This window comes from Methanospirillum hungatei JF-1, assembly GCF_000013445.1.
GTDB lineage: Archaea > Halobacteriota > Methanomicrobia > Methanomicrobiales > Methanospirillaceae > Methanospirillum > Methanospirillum hungatei.
The window spans coordinates 3492435-3511423 of record NC_007796.1; the positions used below are offsets into that span (position 1 = coordinate 3492435).

Here is an 18989-nt window from a genome sequence, read left to right on the forward strand (position 1 = left end):
TTTTTAGAGAGACGAATCTATCACAGGGATCTGTGCGCCGGTCCTGAGTACTCTGAATACCTTCACCTGGGTAACTCCGGAACCACCATTCAGGGAGAGTGTTCCTGGTGTAGTATCGATATTTTTCGAATACTCCCTCTCTCCTGAGCCGATAGTGACCACATAATAGTCACCTTCCGGAAGACTCTTTTCTGCAGTTATGATAATCCGGTTTACCAGGGGATCATATCTGACGATAAGACCAGGCTCTCCAGGTGCGGAGATCTTGCTTGCAGGCCTGTCTGGTTGGAACGTAGGACCAGCGGTGATCTCCTGCGTTAAAGTAGGTTTAGGAAGTATGACCGGTGGTGAGGTTGAGTACGGACCGGGTATTGCTTCATAATTGAGAAGCCTCACATCCCTTCCGGACTGATAATCTTTCAGCGGTTTCATCACCTGGTTTAATCCTGGGATCTTTGTAATCGTGAAATGGTCTGTCACCGGCTTATATTCTAGTACACCAAAGAGAACCAAGGCAAAAAGGATGAGGAGAACGGTAAGCCCCACCGAGAATGCAATCTGCGTTCCGGTGGCTTTTCGCGCGCCCCGGTCAACCTCCGGAGATTTCACCTCTATCCACTTGATCGGTTTTGAAAACCGCTCAGGGTGTTCTATCAATAACTGCTCGTGAACAATCTCAGTGCCATGGCTGGTCTTCTCCCATTTATAGGGCTTAAAGATAAGCTGCAGGGTTCCCTTCCATGCGCCGATACTCATGAGTATCCAGTATATCGGTGAAAAGAACGCATACAGAAGAAGATCCCGTTGTTTCTCCTTCCATGTTGCAACCACCATCATGGTGAGGAAGAAGAGATTACCAATCAGCAGGTTAAAGACTGCAATCGCCGCAAATGGCCAGAAGTCAAACCAGCTGGAGAAATATTCCGGTATGATAAACCCTGCCGCAAAGACCAGCCAGAGGAAGAGGTTCATCAGGGGGAGGTAAAAGTTGCCCCCAAAGCCGGTCTGAAAGATAAAAAAATTCTTGATTCCGATATCTTTCAGGACTTTTATCGGGTGTCGCATCGTCACAAACCAGGTGATCACAAACCCTTTCACCCATCTTGAGCGCTGCCGGATCCATGAGGGGACCCTTGTGACCGCCTCTTCATAGGTATGTGAATTCAGCACTGCTGTGTGCAACTTTTTACGCGCGATCCGCATACCAAGGTCAGCATCTTCAGTTACGTTGTAGGGATCCCATGCACCCAGCTCACGGAGGGTCTTCATCCTGAAGTGGTTGCTTGTTCCACCAAGAGGGATAGGCGCATCAATTTTATCCAGGCCCTGGATGTAAAAATCATAGTAATAGGAATATTCTATTGAAAACCACCGGGTCAGCATATTCTTCCGTGGGTTGTAGAAATTCAAAAGGCACTGGACACAGGCGTATTTTGGACCAAGACGCTGGAATGCTATGACGACCTTTTTTAGCTGATCCCGGTCAGGGAGATCCTCCGCATCGTAAATGACGACAAACTCGCCACGTGAGCGTTTCAGCCCATAATTGCAGGCCCGGGGTTTGGTAGTGATATCTGCCTTTGGGATGACAACCGGATGAAAGATACTTAAGAATGCGTGATATTCGGGCTCTGACATCGGGGAGATGATCTCTTCCACATTTCCAAAGAGTCCTAATTTTCGCGCCTTTTCAATCGTCTCCGTATCTTCCTCTTCCATCAGGATTTTTACATCGAGCTTATCACGAGGATAATTGATATTGGCAATATTCTGAAGGATATGGGGGAGCATCTCCTGCTCATGGAAGAGTGGAACAAGGACGGTATAAATGGGGAGATCCTCATCTTTGAGGTTTTGAATATCCTCATCAGAGATGTGAATGACATTCTTCTCTCCCATCATCCCCTGCATAGAGACATAGAATTTCACCGGGTTCATCACGAAATACGTGATATTAACGATAGTAAAGAGGACAAAAAGCCAGAAATAGGGATTTATTGCAATGAGAAGGAGAAGAAGGATAGTACCAATGATAATTACCGCTTTCTGCCAGGGTACAAGGATACGGAACGCCGACTCATCAGGCTGACGATCCACCAGTTCACTGAGCGCACTATATGCGTGGGGACCCTTATAACTCGTATCAGTGATTGTAAGGATGGCATCGAGTGGCGTTACTACTTTTTCAATTTTTTTTCCGAATATCTCTTCGAGCCGGGTGAATAAGGGAGTGTCCAGGGGATTTGCCGTTGCTACCTTCAGGTAGGTCGGTTTGGATTCAAGAAGAGCTATAAGCGTCTCCTCACCGACTGCATATGGAAGAACAGAGCCGATCCGTGGATTTGCAAAAAGAGTATCGCGCTCCATGAAAGCCAGCCCCAGCCGGTCAGCAAGATATGCATAGAAATCATCCGGAGCCTGAATCCTGAATTTTTTTATTGCAAGTATGAAAGTATCAAGAGTGATGGATGGATCTTCAAGCAGGACTGTATTGGGAACATCCATCTGCTGTAAGGTAGTGATTAACTCTTCCTTGGTAAGGTCGCTCATGATGGCACTTTATCTGATTGAGAGAAGGCGTTCTTCTAAGAATTCTGCCACTTTGTCGCCATCGACAATTTGATCCTTCTCCTGCTCGTCCAGTTTTTCCTTTATCTTTTCCAGAAGATCTCTCGGGTTAACCGGTTTCATAATATATGCATCAGCCCCGGCATTCAGTGAGAATACAGAGTTCTCAAGGCTTGCATATCCGGTGACCATGATCTTCTTCATTCCCGGCCGGAGTTTATGGGCTTTTTCAAGAAGTTCAGTCCCTTCCATATCAGGAAGTTTTATGTCAAAGAGTGCCAGGTTAAAAAACTCATTCTCTATCTTTGCAAGACCTTCCCCTGCCGTCGCAGCAATTTCAACTTCATACCCTTCAAATTCAAGGATTTGCTTTGTACTGTCAAGGATGGCTGTATCATCGTCTACAATAAGTATTCTCTTCATGTGAACCTCCCATAATACCCCTATGATGCCGGAAGAGAGACTTCAAATGTAGTCCCTGCAGGTGATGTTTCCACAAGGGTAATTTTTCCTCCATGTGCTTCAATCAATCGCTTGGTCACCGATAATCCAAGGCCAGTCCCTTTCGGTTTTGTGGTAAATAAGGGATCAAATATCCGGCTCTGCGCTTCTGCGGAGATCCCTGGCCCGGTATCACGAATCGAGATAATGATATCGTCTTCGGCAATGTGCGAGGTAAGGGTAAGCGTCCCTCCGGTATCCATTGCCTGGATGGCATTGATCATCAGATTTTCCATAACCCTGGAGAGAAGAACCGGATCTACCAATACTATCATACCGGATTGTATCTCGATTTTTACCAGAACTGAAGGAGGAGGAGATATCTTCAGGATCAGGTCCTCAATGAATGTTTTCAGATTAATGCGTGATTTTTCCGGGTTTACCTCACGGGCATAGTCCTGAAGATCAGAAATAATTTTATTAAGATATTGAATTTCAGTACCAATCCTATCGAAGATTTCAGGAATTCCATTCCGATGAAGTATTTCTAGCTCTTCTTTGCTCATCTTCTGCATTCTCATCTCCAGCAGATACTGCATATTGGTTATAACCTGGAGAGGGTTTCTCATATCATGACCGATCATCGTCGCAAGTTCACCGATTACCGCAAACCTCTGGGCGACCTGTAACTGCCTTGTCCGCTCTTCGACAAGTTCTTCGAGATGACGGGTATAGAGTTCAAGCCGGTTTCGCGTTCTGAATAATTCAACAGACTGGGCGATCTTCTGCGCCTGCTCATTAAAAATGATACAGACATCATGTTCTGCAGGTGAATTCGGAACAGGATTTTGCGAAAACGTTTCCAGGATCTCACGATCACGGTCCGTGATGTTAAAGAGAAGAAAGGGTTTTTTCTGATCAAACTGTTGTAATTTCAAATGCAGGGTGATGGCATCCATGTCATCAAGATCATAATCTGAAAGAATTACATCATAGGGAGTATTGCGCACAAGATCCTGGGCCATAGCCCCAGAAGTACACACGGTGACGTTCAGGAGCCCGGGGCGTTCAAGATATGTTTTGGAGAGCTCACCCAGAGGTTTGGAACTTATTACAAAGAGGACCTGAAACTTTTCTCCGGTGGTGATTGGTAACGGAAAACCAAGTTCAGGGTCCATGTTCTTCTCCTAGTGTGATACAAGAATTATTATCGGAGGGCATGGATAATAATTCAGAGTATGGTACATTCTGCATTCCAGGAATTATTTCATCCGATTCATGCAGAAAAAAACCATACTTACTTGTATTCAGGTAGAGTATTCATTCTCTTATTTCTTCTTATCTGGATCCCCGGTTGTTCAGGTGATATGATCCATCTTTGCATTCCAAAAGAAGGAACACTCTGGAATGGTGCATTTTCCCCAGTGAAATATCATCTGCATGAGATGGATATAACAAATGAGAGCATTCGTTCATATGTAAATAGTTCGGGGAAAAACCTTGGGGTTATTGCATTTTCTCATGAGTGGAGCATAAACAGAAGCTTCCCGATTGAAAAGGTGCAGATGATTCATGCAAATGGAGCAATCCCTTATATCAGACTGATGCTTCGCTCTGATAATAATCAATACCGACCCGAATCACTCTTTACTCTGAAACGGATTTTCAACGGGATATATGACAGAGACCTTATCGAATTTGCCCGTACAGCAAAGAGAATGAATTTTCCAATAGTAATTGAGTATGGAACTGAGGTGAATGGCTGGTGGTTTTCATGGAACGGATACTGGACCGGAAAGGAGAAAGGTGCAGAATTATTCCGTTCAGTGTACCGCCATATCATCACCCTTATGCGTGAAGAGGGGGCAGATAATCTTATCTGGGTATACCATATTAACTGGCATTCAAACCCGGAAGAAGACTGGAATACCCCGGAGGCCTATTATCCCGGAGATGAGTATATTGATTTGATTGGTGTCTCCGCGTATGGTGCCTTATCTCCGAATGAAGACAATATACTCCCGTTTTCACGGATGATGGATGAAGGATATGCAGCAGCACAAAATCTTTCAGTAAATAAGTCAGTGCTTATTTCTGAAATGGGAACTGATCTTCGAAATCCACATAAACCTGCCAGTATTTGGATTGATGAGGCATTTTCAGCAATAATCAATGAACAGAGATGGCCAGGTGTTATCGGATTTGTCTGGTGGAATGCAGGGTGGCCGAATGATAATAATCCTGTAAATAATACCACAATGCGAATTGAAGATGACAGAGAGGTACAGAAGATTCTTCAGAGACACCTTTCCTCTGATCAGGTGCTGAGTGCATACTGCTGATCATGATGAGAAATGAGTGCCAGTATGGGATACCATTCTATAAAACGGTCTTGCTGTACAATAGCAGCGAGGGTGATTTCCCGAGGACTCGCGTACCTCAGTACCGTCATCCACGTGAGGTGTCTTAACTTCCGTGTTCGGAATGGGAACGGGTGTGACACACCTGCTGTGGCCGCTATTGAAACTGAACACCGGTATGACCCGGTTAAGCCTCGTGCTTTTAAATCAGTTACAATAGAATTTTCTCGTTGAACAATAGCAGCGAGGATGATTTCCCGAGGACTCGCGTACCTCAGTACCGTCATCCACGTGAGGTGTCTTAACTTCCGTGTTCGGAATGGGAACGGGTGTGACACACCTGCTGTGGCCGCTATTGATAGCCAAACTCCGGGTTCGAACCGGAATTGAGTTGACCTGCTGTCAACCGCGTGACTGCTCAGCCACTTGGCCTGGCTTGGATGTGTGGAAGATGCGAGATATAATTACACCAGCGTTTAAGGATTTCGTCTGGGTTTGAGAAACATGAATTGACGTTATTAAGACGATTAGTATTCGCGGACTGAACACGTCGTTGCCTTCGTGCGTACATCCCGAACCTATCAACCGGGTCTTTTACCCGTGTCTTTCATGAAGTCTCTTGTTCAGGCTGAGTTTCAAGCTTAGATGCTTTCAGCTTTTATCTCTTGGCGCGTAGCTGCCCGGCGTTGCCTTGTCAGACAACCGGTAGACCAGTGGCGCCGAATGAAAGTTCCTCTCGTACTATTTCATTCTTGCCTTCAGACTTCCAACACTCCTTATAGATAGTAACCGACCTGTCTCACGACGGTCTAAACCCAGCTCACGATCCCCTTTAATAGGCGAACAACCTCACCCTTGGCTGCTGCTGCACAGCCAGGATGGAAAGAACCGACATCGAGGTAGCAAGCCGCCGGGTCGATATGTGCTCTTGCCGGCGACGACTCTGTTATCCCCGGGGTAGCTTTTCTGTAGTCAATAGCCCTCATCAACAGGGCGTATTGGTTCGTTAGACCCGAGTTTCCTCTCGCGATTTCTTGCTATGCGAAATCGCGTCAGGCCAACTTTTGCTCTTGACACTCTTCAGCGGGTTTCTGACCCGCTTGAGTTGACCTTAGGGCACCCTTGATATTTTTTCGAGGGTGTGGCGCCCCACCCAAACTGCCTACCTATCGATGTCCTGATAAATCAGTTAGAATTACAATAAAACCAGGATGGTGTCTCATCGGTGACTAACCAACCCCCACAAGGGTTGGATCGACGTCTCCCATCTACCCTGCGCAGGTAATACCGTAACCCAACGACAGGCTGCAGTAAAGCTCCACGGGGTCTTCACTTCCCATAAGGAGTCACTAGTCTCTGCACTAGTACAAAAGGTTCAACGGGTATGTGTTAGGGACAGTATCGCTCTCGTTATTCCATTCATGCAAGTCGCCAATTAAGCGACAAGGTACTACGCTACCTTAAGAGGGTCATAGTTACCCCCGCCGTTTACGAGTCCTTCGTCCGGTTGAACCCGGTGTTCAGATACTCGCACTGGGCAGGAATCACAGACTATACGAGTCCTTTCGGAGTTGCAGTCTGCTATGTTGTTATTAGACAGTCGGAGCGATCTTGTCACTGCGACCTGCCCAATCGCTGGGCAGGCACCCCTTATCCCAAAGTTACAGGGCTAATTTGCCGAGTTCCCTTAACACATTTACTCCCGACACGCCTTCGCCTTCTCAGCGAGGGGCACCTGTGTCAGTTCTCGGTACGGACCGTATCACCCTTTTCACGGGCTCCTGGAATCAGCATTGTTACCCCATCACCGTTTTGAAAAATTCTCACCATTACGGTACTCCAATTTCATATCCGGCTTAGACGGAGCGATGACTCCGCAATGCCTATCCGAAAGCGTCAGGATTGTTTGATACAGGTACAGGAATATTAACCTGTTTCCCTTTCGGCGTACTCGAATTACGGTACGTCTTAGGACCGACTAACCCTCGACTGACGAACATTGTCGAGGAAACCTAGCCCCTGCGGCGGATTGGATTCTCACCAATCTTAAGCTTCTACTACTGCCAGAATTTTCATTCCTACACGGTCCACAGGATCTTGCAACCCTGCTTCCGCCCATGCAGGACGCCTCTCTACGCCATCATACAATTCGTATGGTCCGTGGTATCTGTGGCAGGCTTAAGCCCCGTCCATTTTCAGCGCCCTGAATCTTGACTGGTAAGCTGTTACGCACTTTTTAAAGGGTAGCTGCTTCTAAGCTCACCTCCCAGTTGTCTTTGACCCAGGACTACTTTCAGTGTTTACACTGAGCCTGCACTGAGGGACATTAACCACGGTCTGGGTTGTCTCCCTTACGCATTACAAGCTTACCCCGTAATGCGGACTTCCGATCGTCGCTGATGACAGGGAATTTGGAGTTTGACAGGAGAGTGAGGAATTTCTTCCCCAGCTTCCCCAATCAGTGCTCTACCTCACTGTCGATCTCAGATCAGGTCATGCTACGGCATGTTTCGAGAGGAACCAGCTGATGCCCGGCTCGATTAATCTTTCACTCCTATACGCAGGTCACGCGAATGATTTGCATATCAAAACCGCTTGCGGTCCTCCACGCACCTTTCGGCACGCTTCAACCTGCCCACGCATAGATCGCCGGGCTTCGGGTCTTATCCTGCTGACTCCACGCACTGGTAGTACGTCGTCCCTGACCTTACGGCTGCGGACTTGTTGGTTTCCCTCTGGCTTCTTTCATAGAAATTAACCGTCGCCAACAGAATAAACTCTCTGGCCCGTTCTTCAAAACGTACGATACGACACCGGCAACAAAACCCGTACTTGAGTCTCGCAACTCGTTCCTTCGCTTTGAAGATCCTTTCGTGCCGTATCACGCGATAACCTGTCAGTTTCAGGCACTTTTCAACACCTTTCCAGGGTTGCTTTTCAGCTTTCGCTCACGCTACTACTACGCTATCGGTTTCGGGGAGTATTTAGTTTTGGAGGTTGATGACCCCCACATTCACGCGGGAATTCCGACCCACGCTACTCAGGATACCGCTAAAGTCTGCATGCATACACATACGGGACTGTCACCCTCTCTGGTATACCGTTCCAGGCAACTTCAGTTCTGAATGCAAATCTTATGCCGCGGTCCATACACCACATCTCCCGAAGGATTCGGTTTGAACTCTGTCGTGTTCGATCGCCTCTACTAACGACATCCCGGTTGGTTTCTTCTCCTGCCCCTACTAAGATGTTTCAATTCGGGGCGTTCCCTTTCCGATGGCGGAATGATGCTTTATGCATCTGGATGTCCTATTCGGGGATCTCCGGTTCAATGACTCCATGCGTCTACCCGGAGCTTATCGCAGCTTGGCACGCCCTTCGTCGGCACCCGAACCGAGCCATCCACTGACAGGCGTAAGAACGTCTTTTTGTAGTTTCTTCAAACCCATGTAACGTCCAGAAACGCCTAGTGATTTTCTCTACGCATCTCCTCTACACAGCGTATCATCGCCCCGATTTCACGGGGTCTCAAGCCCTTCCCCGGTTCTGTCGCCAGACCGGGTGCATCGAAAAATACCAGTGGACCCGTGGGGATTTGAACCCCAGGCCTCGGCGTTGCAAACGCCGCGCTCTTCCAGCTGAGCTACGAGCCCTCTGATTCCATTCCGGAACACTGATAACTCTATGGTCTGTCTCCATCTGCCACAACTTTCATTTCGTTAGGAGGTGATCCAGCCGCAGATTCCCCTACGGCTACCTTGTTACGACTTAACCCCCCTTGCAAAACCCAGATTCGAACATATCAATGATACATCCTCATCAAGACCTCACTCGGGTGGTTTGACGGGCGGTGTGTGCAAGGAGCAGGGACATATTCACCGCGCTATGTTGAAACGCGATTACTACGGATTCCAGCTTCATGCGGGTGAGTTACAACCCGCAATCCGAACTTCGGACAGGTTTAGGAGATTATCCTCACCTCTCGGTGTCGAAACCCATTGTCCTGTCCATTGTAGCCCGCGTGTAGCCCGGATAATTCGGGGCATGCTGACCTACCGTTGCCCATTCCTTCCTCCCCTTTAGCAGAGGCGGTCCGAGCAGTGTCCCCATCAACCCGAAGGTCAAGCTGGCAACTGCTCGCGTGGGTCTCGCTCGTTGCCTGACTAAACAGGATGCTTCACAGTACGAACTGACGACGGCCATGCACCTCCTCTCAGCTAGTCAAGTAGAGTCTTCATCCCGACTATCATTCAGCTGTCTTATCCGGTGAGATTTCCGGCGTTGAGTCCGATTAAACCGCAGGCTCCACCCGTTGTGGTGCTCCCCCGCCAATTCCTTTAAGTTTCAGCCTTGCGACCGTACTCCCCAGGCGGCGCGTTTCACGGTTTCCCTTCGGCACCTCAGTGACACGTGGTCACTGACACACCTAACGCGCATCGTTTACAGCTGGGACTACCCGGGTATCTAATCCGGTTTGCTCCCCCAGCTTTCGTCCCTCACTGTCGGACCCGTTCTGGTGAGATGCCTTCGCCATAGGTGGTCCCACCGGGATTACAGGATTTCACTCCTACCCCGGCAGTACCTCTCACCTCTCCCGGTCCCTAGAAATACAGTTTCCCCTGAACGCCCACCGGTTAAGCCGGCGGATTTCTCAAGGGACTTGTATATCCAGCTACGGACCCTTTAAGCCCAGTAATAGCGGCCACCACTCGAGCCGCCGGTATTACCGCGGCGGCTGGCACCGGTCTTGCCCGGCCCTTTCTTCACCAGTTATTTACACTGGTGGACAGCCAGCCTGTGCTGGCACTCGGGGTTTCCTTATCACGGTTGCCCGCATGGTAAAGTTTTCGCGCCTGCTGCGCCCCGTAGGGCCTGGATTCGTGTCTCAGAATCCATCTCCGGGCTCTTGCTCCCACAACCCGTACCGATGACAGGCTTGTTGGGCCGTTACCCCAACAACTACCTAATCGGCCGCAGACTCATCCTGAAGCGACGGATCTTTCGTTCGCATAACATTCCAGTCAGCACGAACTATGGAGTATTACCCCCAGTTTCCCGGGATTATCCTCCTCTTCAGGGCAGATTGTCCACGTGTTACTGAGCAGTACGCCGAGGTCTTGCACCTCTCGACTCGCATGGCTTAGTCAAACCCCGATAGCAGTGGCCTCTGGCAGGATCAACCAGAATTTCTAAATTTCTCGCACACTGTATCTCTTAAAGTATTGGCAGATGCAGACAGATATCCACATTACCAGTATTCCTATGTCAGAACCGATACTGCACCACAGTGCATTCGTCGGGTCTCCATTAAAACGGCCTCTTACGTTGCTCGCTGAAGGTTATATACTTTCGTATTGCCCTTCCCGAACAATCATTCCCCGGCCGCCGGCTCCTGATGTTTCAGGAAGCGTGTGGGATACAATAGTTGATCGAATTCACATATATAGATAACGAGGTTCTGAAGGAAAATTTCTGTCACTTCATCACATTCACTCTATCTGCGTTACATCGGTCAATATTTTCCAACTCGGTTTTATGAAGATATTTTTTCGGAATTATACTTCCGATGCAGGAGCCGGGAGGATCTCCGGAGGTCTCTATTCTCTCTAGAGCGCAGATTCAGATCATACCTGATCCGGTCGCATGCTGAATCGCCGCATACGTGGCTGGATTGGGCTCAATATATACCTCGCCAAAAAACGTATCCTGGGAAATCTCCAGGTATCCTTCATGCATAAGGAAGAGCAGCGGGATAAATACATGAACGACCGGCCATTTCAGACGGTTTGCAATCTCCGATAAAGTGACTTTCCTGCCCTGAGACACACAGTCCACACAGCAGGTTAATACTTCCATGGCATTCTCCTGGTACGCTTCCTCATGGGCGAGTGAGACGACTTCTTCAGTATACACGAGCCCATCATAACTCCAGACTTCGCGTTGTCGCCTTCGCTCTTCTTTTTCTGCATTCCGAAGAAGGTTGATGAGATCGTAAAGGGTAATCGGCTGTTTGCACATACTCTTTCGTTCCAGCCGGCGCGTGATCTCATGTTCAAGCAGCTGGACTGGATTGTGAATCCGTGACAGAACATCATCGTCCGGACTCTCAGGGATATCCCCCCCGTCATCTTCTTCCTCAAATCCCCAGGAGCGATCTTTCAGATAATCGGATTTGATCCGCAGAAGAGTTGCGGCATACAGAAGAGTTCTCGCTGAAAGGCGGAGATCAAGCATAAACCGCGATGATAAATATTTATAATCAGATACAGAATAGAAACAGTAATTCAGAATGATTCGTACAAAAGAGTCTCTCGTTGAACAATAGCAGCGAGGATGATTTCCCGAGGACTCGCGTACCTCAGTACCGTCATCCACGTGAGGTGTCTTAACTTCCGTGTTCGGAATGGGAACGGGTGTGACACACCTGCTGTGGCCGCTATTGAGAGCCAAATTCCGGGTTCGAACCGGAATGGAGTTGACCTGTTGTCAACCGCGTGACTGCTCAGCCACTTGGCCTGGCTTGGATGTGTGGAAGATGCGAGAGATAATTTCACCAGCGTTTAAGGATTTCGTCTGGGTTTGAGAAACATGAATTGACGTTATTAAGACGATTAGTATTCGCGGACTGAACACGTCGTTGCCTTCGTGCGTACATCCCGAACCTATCAACCGGGTCTTTTACCCGTGTCTTTCATGAAGTCTCTTGTTCAGGCTGAGTTTCAAGCTTAGATGCTTTCAGCTTTTATCTCTTGGCGCGTAGCTGCCCGGCGTTGCCTTGTCAGACAACCGGTAGACCAGTGGCGCCGAATGAAAGTTCCTCTCGTACTATTTCATTCTTGCCTTCAGACTTCCAACACTCCTTATAGATAGTAACCGACCTGTCTCACGACGGTCTAAACCCAGCTCACGATCCCCTTTAATAGGCGAACAACCTCACCCTTGGCTGCTGCTGCACAGCCAGGATGGAAAGAACCGACATCGAGGTAGCAAGCCGCCGGGTCGATATGTGCTCTTGCCGGCGACGACTCTGTTATCCCCGGGGTAGCTTTTCTGTAGTCAATAGCCCTCATCAACAGGGCGTATTGGTTCGTTAGACCCGAGTTTCCTCTCGCGATTTCTTGCTATGCGAAATCGCGTCAGGCCAACTTTTGCTCTTGACACTCTTCAGCGGGTTTCTGACCCGCTTGAGTTGACCTTAGGGCACCCTTGATATTTTTTCGAGGGTGTGGCGCCCCACCCAAACTGCCTACCTATCGATGTCCTGATAAATCAGTTAGAATTACAATAAAACCAGGATGGTGTCTCATCGGTGACTAACCAACCCCCACAAGGGTTGGATCGACGTCTCCCATCTACCCTGCGCAGGTAATACCGTAACCCAACGACAGGCTGCAGTAAAGCTCCACGGGGTCTTCACTTCCCATAAGGAGTCACTAGTCTCTGCACTAGTACAAAAGGTTCAACGGGTATGTGTTAGGGACAGTATCGCTCTCGTTATTCCATTCATGCAAGTCGCCAATTAAGCGACAAGGTACTACGCTACCTTAAGAGGGTCATAGTTACCCCCGCCGTTTACGAGTCCTTCGTCCGGTTGAACCCGGTGTTCAGATACTCGCACTGGGCAGGAATCACAGACTATACGAGTCCTTTCGGAGTTGCAGTCTGCTATGTTGTTATTAGACAGTCGGAGCGATCTTGTCACTGCGACCTGCCCAATCGCTGGGCAGGCACCCCTTATCCCAAAGTTACAGGGCTAATTTGCCGAGTTCCCTTAACACATTTACTCCCGACACGCCTTCGCCTTCTCAGCGAGGGGCACCTGTGTCAGTTCTCGGTACGGACCGTATCACCCTTTTCACGGGCTCCTGGAATCAGCATTGTTACCCCATCACCGTTTTGAAAAATTCTCACCATTACGGTACTCCAATTTCATATCCGGCTTAGACGGAGCGATGACTCCGCAATGCCTATCCGAAAGCGTCAGGATTGTTTGATACAGGTACAGGAATATTAACCTGTTTCCCTTTCGGCGTACTCGAATTACGGTACGTCTTAGGACCGACTAACCCTCGACTGACGAACATTGTCGAGGAAACCTAGCCCCTGCGGCGGATTGGATTCTCACCAATCTTAAGCTTCTACTACTGCCAGAATTTTCATTCCTACACGGTCCACAGGATCTTGCAACCCTGCTTCCGCCCATGCAGGACGCCTCTCTACGCCATCATACAATTCGTATGGTCCGTGGTATCTGTGGCAGGCTTAAGCCCCGTCCATTTTCAGCGCCCTGAATCTTGACTGGTAAGCTGTTACGCACTTTTTAAAGGGTAGCTGCTTCTAAGCTCACCTCCCAGTTGTCTTTGACCCAGGACTACTTTCAGTGTTTACACTGAGCCTGCACTGAGGGACATTAACCACGGTCTGGGTTGTCTCCCTTACGCATTACAAGCTTACCCCGTAATGCGGACTTCCGATCGTCGCTGATGACAGGGAATTTGGAGTTTGACAGGAGAGTGAGGAATTTCTTCCCCAGCTTCCCCAATCAGTGCTCTACCTCACTGTCGATCTCAGATCAGGTCATGCTACGGCATGTTTCGAGAGGAACCAGCTGATGCCCGGCTCGATTAATCTTTCACTCCTATACGCAGGTCACGCGAATGATTTGCATATCAAAACCGCTTGCGGTCCTCCACGCACCTTTCGGCACGCTTCAACCTGCCCACGCATAGATCGCCGGGCTTCGGGTCTTATCCTGCTGACTCCACGCACTGGTAGTACGTCGTCCCTGACCTTACGGCTGCGGACTTGTTGGTTTCCCTCTGGCTTCTTTCATAGAAATTAACCGTCGCCAACAGAATAAACTCTCTGGCCCGTTCTTCAAAACGTACGATACGACACCGGCAACAAAACCCGTACTTGAGTCTCGCAACTCGTTCCTTCGCTTTGAAGATCCTTTCGTGCCGTATCACGCGATAACCTGTCAGTTTCAGGCACTTTTCAACACCTTTCCAGGGTTGCTTTTCAGCTTTCGCTCACGCTACTACTACGCTATCGGTTTCGGGGAGTATTTAGTTTTGGAGGTTGATGACCCCCACATTCACGCGGGAATTCCGACCCACGCTACTCAGGATACCGCTAAAGTCTGCATGCATACACATACGGGACTGTCACCCTCTCTGGTATACCGTTCCAGGCAACTTCAGTTCTGAATGCAAATCTTATGCCGCGGTCCATACACCACATCTCCCGAAGGATTCGGTTTGAACTCTGTCGTGTTCGATCGCCTCTACTAACGACATCCCGGTTGGTTTCTTCTCCTGCCCCTACTAAGATGTTTCAATTCGGGGCGTTCCCTTTCCGATGGCGGAATGATGCTTTATGCATCTGGATGTCCTATTCGGGGATCTCCGGTTCAATGACTCCATGCGTCTACCCGGAGCTTATCGCAGCTTGGCACGCCCTTCGTCGGCACCCGAACCGAGCCATCCACTGACAGGCGTAAGAACGTCTTTTTGTAGTTTCTTCAAACCCATGTAACGTCCAGAAACGCCTAGTGATTTTCTCTACGCATCTCCTCTACACAGCGTATCATCGCCCCGATTTCACGGGGTCTCAAGCCCTTCCCCGGTTCTGTCGCCAGACCGGGTGCATCGAAAAATACCAGTGGACCCGTGGGGATTTGAACCCCAGGCCTCGGCGTTGCAAACGCCGCGCTCTTCCAGCTGAGCTACGAGCCCTCTGATTCCATTCCGGAACACTGATAACTCTATGGTCTGTCTCCATCTGCCACAACTTTCATTTCGTTAGGAGGTGATCCAGCCGCAGATTCCCCTACGGCTACCTTGTTACGACTTAACCCCCCTTGCAAAACCCAGATTCGAACATATCAATGATACATCCTCATCAAGACCTCACTCGGGTGGTTTGACGGGCGGTGTGTGCAAGGAGCAGGGACATATTCACCGCGCTATGTTGAAACGCGATTACTACGGATTCCAGCTTCATGCGGGTGAGTTACAACCCGCAATCCGAACTTCGGACAGGTTTAGGAGATTATCCTCACCTCTCGGTGTCGAAACCCATTGTCCTGTCCATTGTAGCCCGCGTGTAGCCCGGATAATTCGGGGCATGCTGACCTACCGTTGCCCATTCCTTCCTCCCCTTTAGCAGAGGCGGTCCGAGCAGTGTCCCCATCAACCCGAAGGTCAAGCTGGCAACTGCTCGCGTGGGTCTCGCTCGTTGCCTGACTAAACAGGATGCTTCACAGTACGAACTGACGACGGCCATGCACCTCCTCTCAGCTAGTCAAGTAGAGTCTTCATCCCGACTATCATTCAGCTGTCTTATCCGGTGAGATTTCCGGCGTTGAGTCCGATTAAACCGCAGGCTCCACCCGTTGTGGTGCTCCCCCGCCAATTCCTTTAAGTTTCAGCCTTGCGACCGTACTCCCCAGGCGGCGCGTTTCACGGTTTCCCTTCGGCACCTCAGTGACACGTGGTCACTGACACACCTAACGCGCATCGTTTACAGCTGGGACTACCCGGGTATCTAATCCGGTTTGCTCCCCCAGCTTTCGTCCCTCACTGTCGGACCCGTTCTGGTGAGATGCCTTCGCCATAGGTGGTCCCACCGGGATTACAGGATTTCACTCCTACCCCGGCAGTACCTCTCACCTCTCCCGGTCCCTAGAAATACAGTTTCCCCTGAACGCCCACCGGTTAAGCCGGCGGATTTCTCAAGGGACTTGTATATCCAGCTACGGACCCTTTAAGCCCAGTAATAGCGGCCACCACTCGAGCCGCCGGTATTACCGCGGCGGCTGGCACCGGTCTTGCCCGGCCCTTTCTTCACCAGTTATTTACACTGGTGGACAGCCAGCCTGTGCTGGCACTCGGGGTTTCCTTATCACGGTTGCCCGCATGGTAAAGTTTTCGCGCCTGCTGCGCCCCGTAGGGCCTGGATTCGTGTCTCAGAATCCATCTCCGGGCTCTTGCTCCCACAACCCGTACCGATGACAGGCTTGTTGGGCCGTTACCCCAACAACTACCTAATCGGCCGCAGACTCATCCTGAAGCGACGGATCTTTCGTTCGCATAACATTCCAGTCAGCACGAACTATGGAGTATTACCCCCAGTTTCCCGGGATTATCCTCCTCTTCAGGGCAGATTGTCCACGTGTTACTGAGCAGTACGCCGAGGTCTTGCACCTCTCGACTCGCATGGCTTAGTCAAACCCCGATAGCAGTGGCCTCTGGCAGGATCAACCAGAATTTCTATTTTTCTCGCACACTGTATCTCTTAAAGTATTGGCAGATGCAGACAGATATCCACATTACCAGTATTCCTATGTCAGAACCGATACTGCACCACAGTGCATTCGTCGGGTCTCCATTAAAACGGCCTCTTACGTTGCTCGCTGAAGGTTATATACTTTCGTATCGCCCTTCCCGAACAATCATTCCCCGGCCGCCGACTCCTGATGTTTCAGGAAGCGTGTGGGATAACAAAGTTGTATTGATCCAGATATATAATCATCGATTTGCGATCCGAAATCCTCGAATTCTGATTACACTCTGATATCCAGGTGATCAGGTACGATATCAAAGATTGCATTTAATCACATAAAATCATCCAGATTCTAAAAATAGAGTATTTATGAGGTTTTGCGCGGATATAACGGATCATCTTAATCTACCAAATTAAATAATAATTCAGCCTGAAATATCCAATATATTGCATGAGTTTCGAAAAATTATCCCCAAAACTTTTTTGATCAAATTTATTAACAATAAGACAAAATTTGTTTAGGAGTTTAAATTATGCACGTCATGGAAGGATTTCTCCCCCCACTCTGGGCGGCTATCTGGTGGATTATTTCACTGCCATTCATCATATACGGGTTTGTTCAGCTAAAGAAAATCATCAATGAAAACAAGGATGCACTCCCACTTCTTGGGATCTGTGGCGCACTTATCTTCATCCTTTCAGCGCTCAAACTCCCGTCAGTAACCGGGAGTTGTTCGCATCCCACCGGAACAGGTCTTTCTGCAATAGTCTTCGGGCCCTTCATCACCACCATCATCGGTTTTATCGTCCTCCTCTTCCAGTCCCTCTTTCTGGCACATGGTGGACTCTCAACTTTGGGTGCAAACACATTTTCAATGGCAATTTGTGGGCCCTTTCTGGGGTACTATGTCTACCGCGCTCTTCGCGATACCACATTAAACATGTATATCACGGTCTTTATCGCCGTTGCACTCGCAGACCTATTCACCTATGTCATCACCGCCTTTGAACTCACGCTGGCCGTGCCGGCTGGAGACCTTGGATTCGGAGGCCTGTTTGCAACTTTCCTTGGTGTCTTTGCTGTAACACAGATTCCACTGGCAATCCTGGAAGGAGCAGTGCTCGCACTAGTATTCAAGTATATTGTGGATATTAAACCGGACATTATTGTCAGAATGAATATATTTTCTGAAGAGAAGATCAAAGCCGCACGGGGGGAGTAAGAAATGAAATATCAATTTGAGATTATTGTTGGAATAATAGTAATCCTGTTCGTCGGATTGTTTCTTTACACCGCCTCCATCAACCCGGATGCAGAGTTCGGAGGTTCAGATGGCGTTGGATCAGCGATTGTTTCAGAACTTACCGGTGTTGCAGAAGACGATGTAACCCCCCTGATTCCCCAGTGGGCACCCCCATCCGGTGAGGTTGAATCAGGAATATTTGCACTTCAGGCAGCATTTGGTGGGATAATTCTCGGACTTGGCTTTGGATACCTGCTTGGACAGAGAAAAATAAACCAAAATTGAACAATAAAGAATAATGTTTGCGCATGATTTCCTGGAAGAAGCAGCACAACATAACGCCCTTCTCCAGGTACATCCATATACCAAACTTCTCCTAGGTATTGGATCAATCATCCTTGTTTTATTCACATCAAATTATATTGTACCCTGTTACATTGCCATAACCCTGAGTAGTGTAACAATTCTTCTCGCAAAGATAAACATGAGGTTTTATTTGAAACTGCTCGGAATTCCGCTCAGTTTTGCATTCATGAGTGCACTCATTATCATTTTTCTCTCCGAAGGGGTGACGGAAATATGGTCACTCCAGCTTTTCCCCAGATTCACCCTCACCGTGACTGAGGAAAGCCTCAATCATGGACTACATATTTTCGCACGGGTTTTCGGGGGCATGTGCGCCTTGTTTTTCATATCCCTGACAACGCCGATGACCGATCTATTCGGTATCATGAAAAAACTCAAAGTTCCGGACCTGTTTATCGACCTTTCAATGATCATCTACCGGTACATCTTCATTTTTATGGATAAAGCCAGGCAGATATATCTCGCACAGCAGATGCGTCTTGGATATACCAGACCCAGGGAAGCGTTACATTCCTACAGCATGCTCTTTGGAAGCATCTTCATCACATCATGGGATGCAGGCGAAGATCTCATACATGCCATGGATTGCCGTTGTTATAATGGAAAATACGCAAAAATGATCACCTATAATCCGGTGGAATGGCGATCACTATCAGCAGTTTCTCTCTACCTCTTCATCATCATCGGCATGATCCTCTGGACATCAGGGTAAAGGAAAAATCAC

General features: G+C 48.8%; 8 protein-coding genes, 2 tRNA genes and 7 rRNA genes. 4 read left to right on the plus strand and 13 right to left on the minus strand.

Annotated features, from left to right (window positions below; genetic code table 11):
- Positions 1-3 precede the first annotated feature (3 nt).
- From MHUN_RS17980 to MHUN_RS16705, 3 genes are read right to left on the minus strand one after another with little or no spacing between them, the layout of a single operon-like run.
- Positions 4-2550: a glycosyltransferase family 2 protein gene (locus tag MHUN_RS17980; protein ID WP_011450127.1), complete on the minus strand. Its 2547-nt coding sequence runs from the start codon at positions 2548-2550 to the stop codon at positions 4-6.
- Positions 2551-2559: 9 nt separating this feature from the next.
- Positions 2560-2991 (minus strand): response regulator, encoded by a 432-nt coding sequence (locus tag MHUN_RS16700; protein ID WP_011450128.1) that lies wholly within the window; start codon positions 2989-2991, stop codon positions 2560-2562.
- A 20-nt stretch (positions 2992-3011) separates the two neighbouring features.
- A complete protein-coding gene (locus MHUN_RS16705) occupies positions 3012-4187 on the minus strand; it encodes a sensor histidine kinase (RefSeq protein ID WP_011450129.1) in 1176 nt (391 codons plus the stop codon).
- Positions 4188-4376: 189 nt separating this feature from the next.
- Here MHUN_RS16705 and MHUN_RS16710 point away from each other — a divergent pair, with 189 nt between their 5' ends.
- Positions 4377-5351, plus strand: a complete 975-nt coding sequence (locus MHUN_RS16710; protein WP_158498252.1) for a glycoside hydrolase family 26 protein — start codon at positions 4377-4379, stop codon at positions 5349-5351.
- Between the two features lie 58 nt (positions 5352-5409).
- Here MHUN_RS16710 and rrf (MHUN_RS16715) read toward each other — a convergent pair.
- From rrf (MHUN_RS16715) to MHUN_RS16760, 10 genes are all read right to left on the minus strand, one after another.
- Positions 5410-5531, minus strand: a 5S ribosomal RNA gene (gene rrf / locus MHUN_RS16715).
- A gap of 73 nt (positions 5532-5604) precedes the next feature.
- A 5S ribosomal RNA gene (gene rrf, locus MHUN_RS16720) occupies positions 5605-5726 on the minus strand.
- Between the two features lie 149 nt (positions 5727-5875).
- Positions 5876-8799, minus strand: a 23S ribosomal RNA gene (locus MHUN_RS16725).
- A gap of 150 nt (positions 8800-8949) precedes the next feature.
- Positions 8950-9022: transfer RNA gene (locus MHUN_RS16730), tRNA-Ala, on the minus strand.
- Positions 9023-9090: 68 nt separating this feature from the next.
- Positions 9091-10556 (minus strand): 16S ribosomal RNA (locus MHUN_RS16735).
- A gap of 432 nt (positions 10557-10988) precedes the next feature.
- Positions 10989-11603, minus strand: a complete 615-nt coding sequence (locus MHUN_RS18535) for a segregation/condensation protein A (protein WP_011450131.1) — start codon at positions 11601-11603, stop codon at positions 10989-10991.
- Positions 11604-11688: 85 nt separating this feature from the next.
- Positions 11689-11810, minus strand: a 5S ribosomal RNA gene (gene rrf, locus MHUN_RS16745).
- A 149-nt stretch (positions 11811-11959) separates the two neighbouring features.
- Positions 11960-14883, minus strand: a 23S ribosomal RNA gene (locus MHUN_RS16750).
- Between the two features lie 150 nt (positions 14884-15033).
- Positions 15034-15106: transfer RNA gene (locus MHUN_RS16755), tRNA-Ala, on the minus strand.
- Between the two features lie 68 nt (positions 15107-15174).
- A 16S ribosomal RNA gene (locus MHUN_RS16760) occupies positions 15175-16640 on the minus strand.
- Together the 16S, 23S and 5S rRNA genes with 2 tRNA genes alongside form the textbook arrangement of a ribosomal RNA operon.
- A gap of 548 nt (positions 16641-17188) precedes the next feature.
- Here MHUN_RS16760 and MHUN_RS16765 point away from each other — a divergent pair.
- The 3 genes from MHUN_RS16765 to cbiQ are packed head-to-tail and all read left to right on the plus strand — an operon-like array spanning position 17189 to position 18977.
- Entirely contained in the window at positions 17189-17878 is a 690-nt protein-coding gene (locus MHUN_RS16765) for an energy-coupling factor ABC transporter permease (RefSeq protein ID WP_011450132.1), read from the plus strand.
- Positions 17879-17881: 3 nt separating this feature from the next.
- Entirely contained in the window at positions 17882-18184 is a 303-nt protein-coding gene (locus MHUN_RS16770) for an energy-coupling factor ABC transporter substrate-binding protein (protein ID WP_011450133.1), read from the plus strand.
- A gap of 13 nt (positions 18185-18197) precedes the next feature.
- A complete protein-coding gene (gene cbiQ / locus MHUN_RS16775) occupies positions 18198-18977 on the plus strand; it encodes a cobalt ECF transporter T component CbiQ (RefSeq protein WP_011450134.1) in 780 nt (259 codons plus the stop codon).
- The last annotated feature ends 12 nt before the right edge of the window (positions 18978-18989 follow it).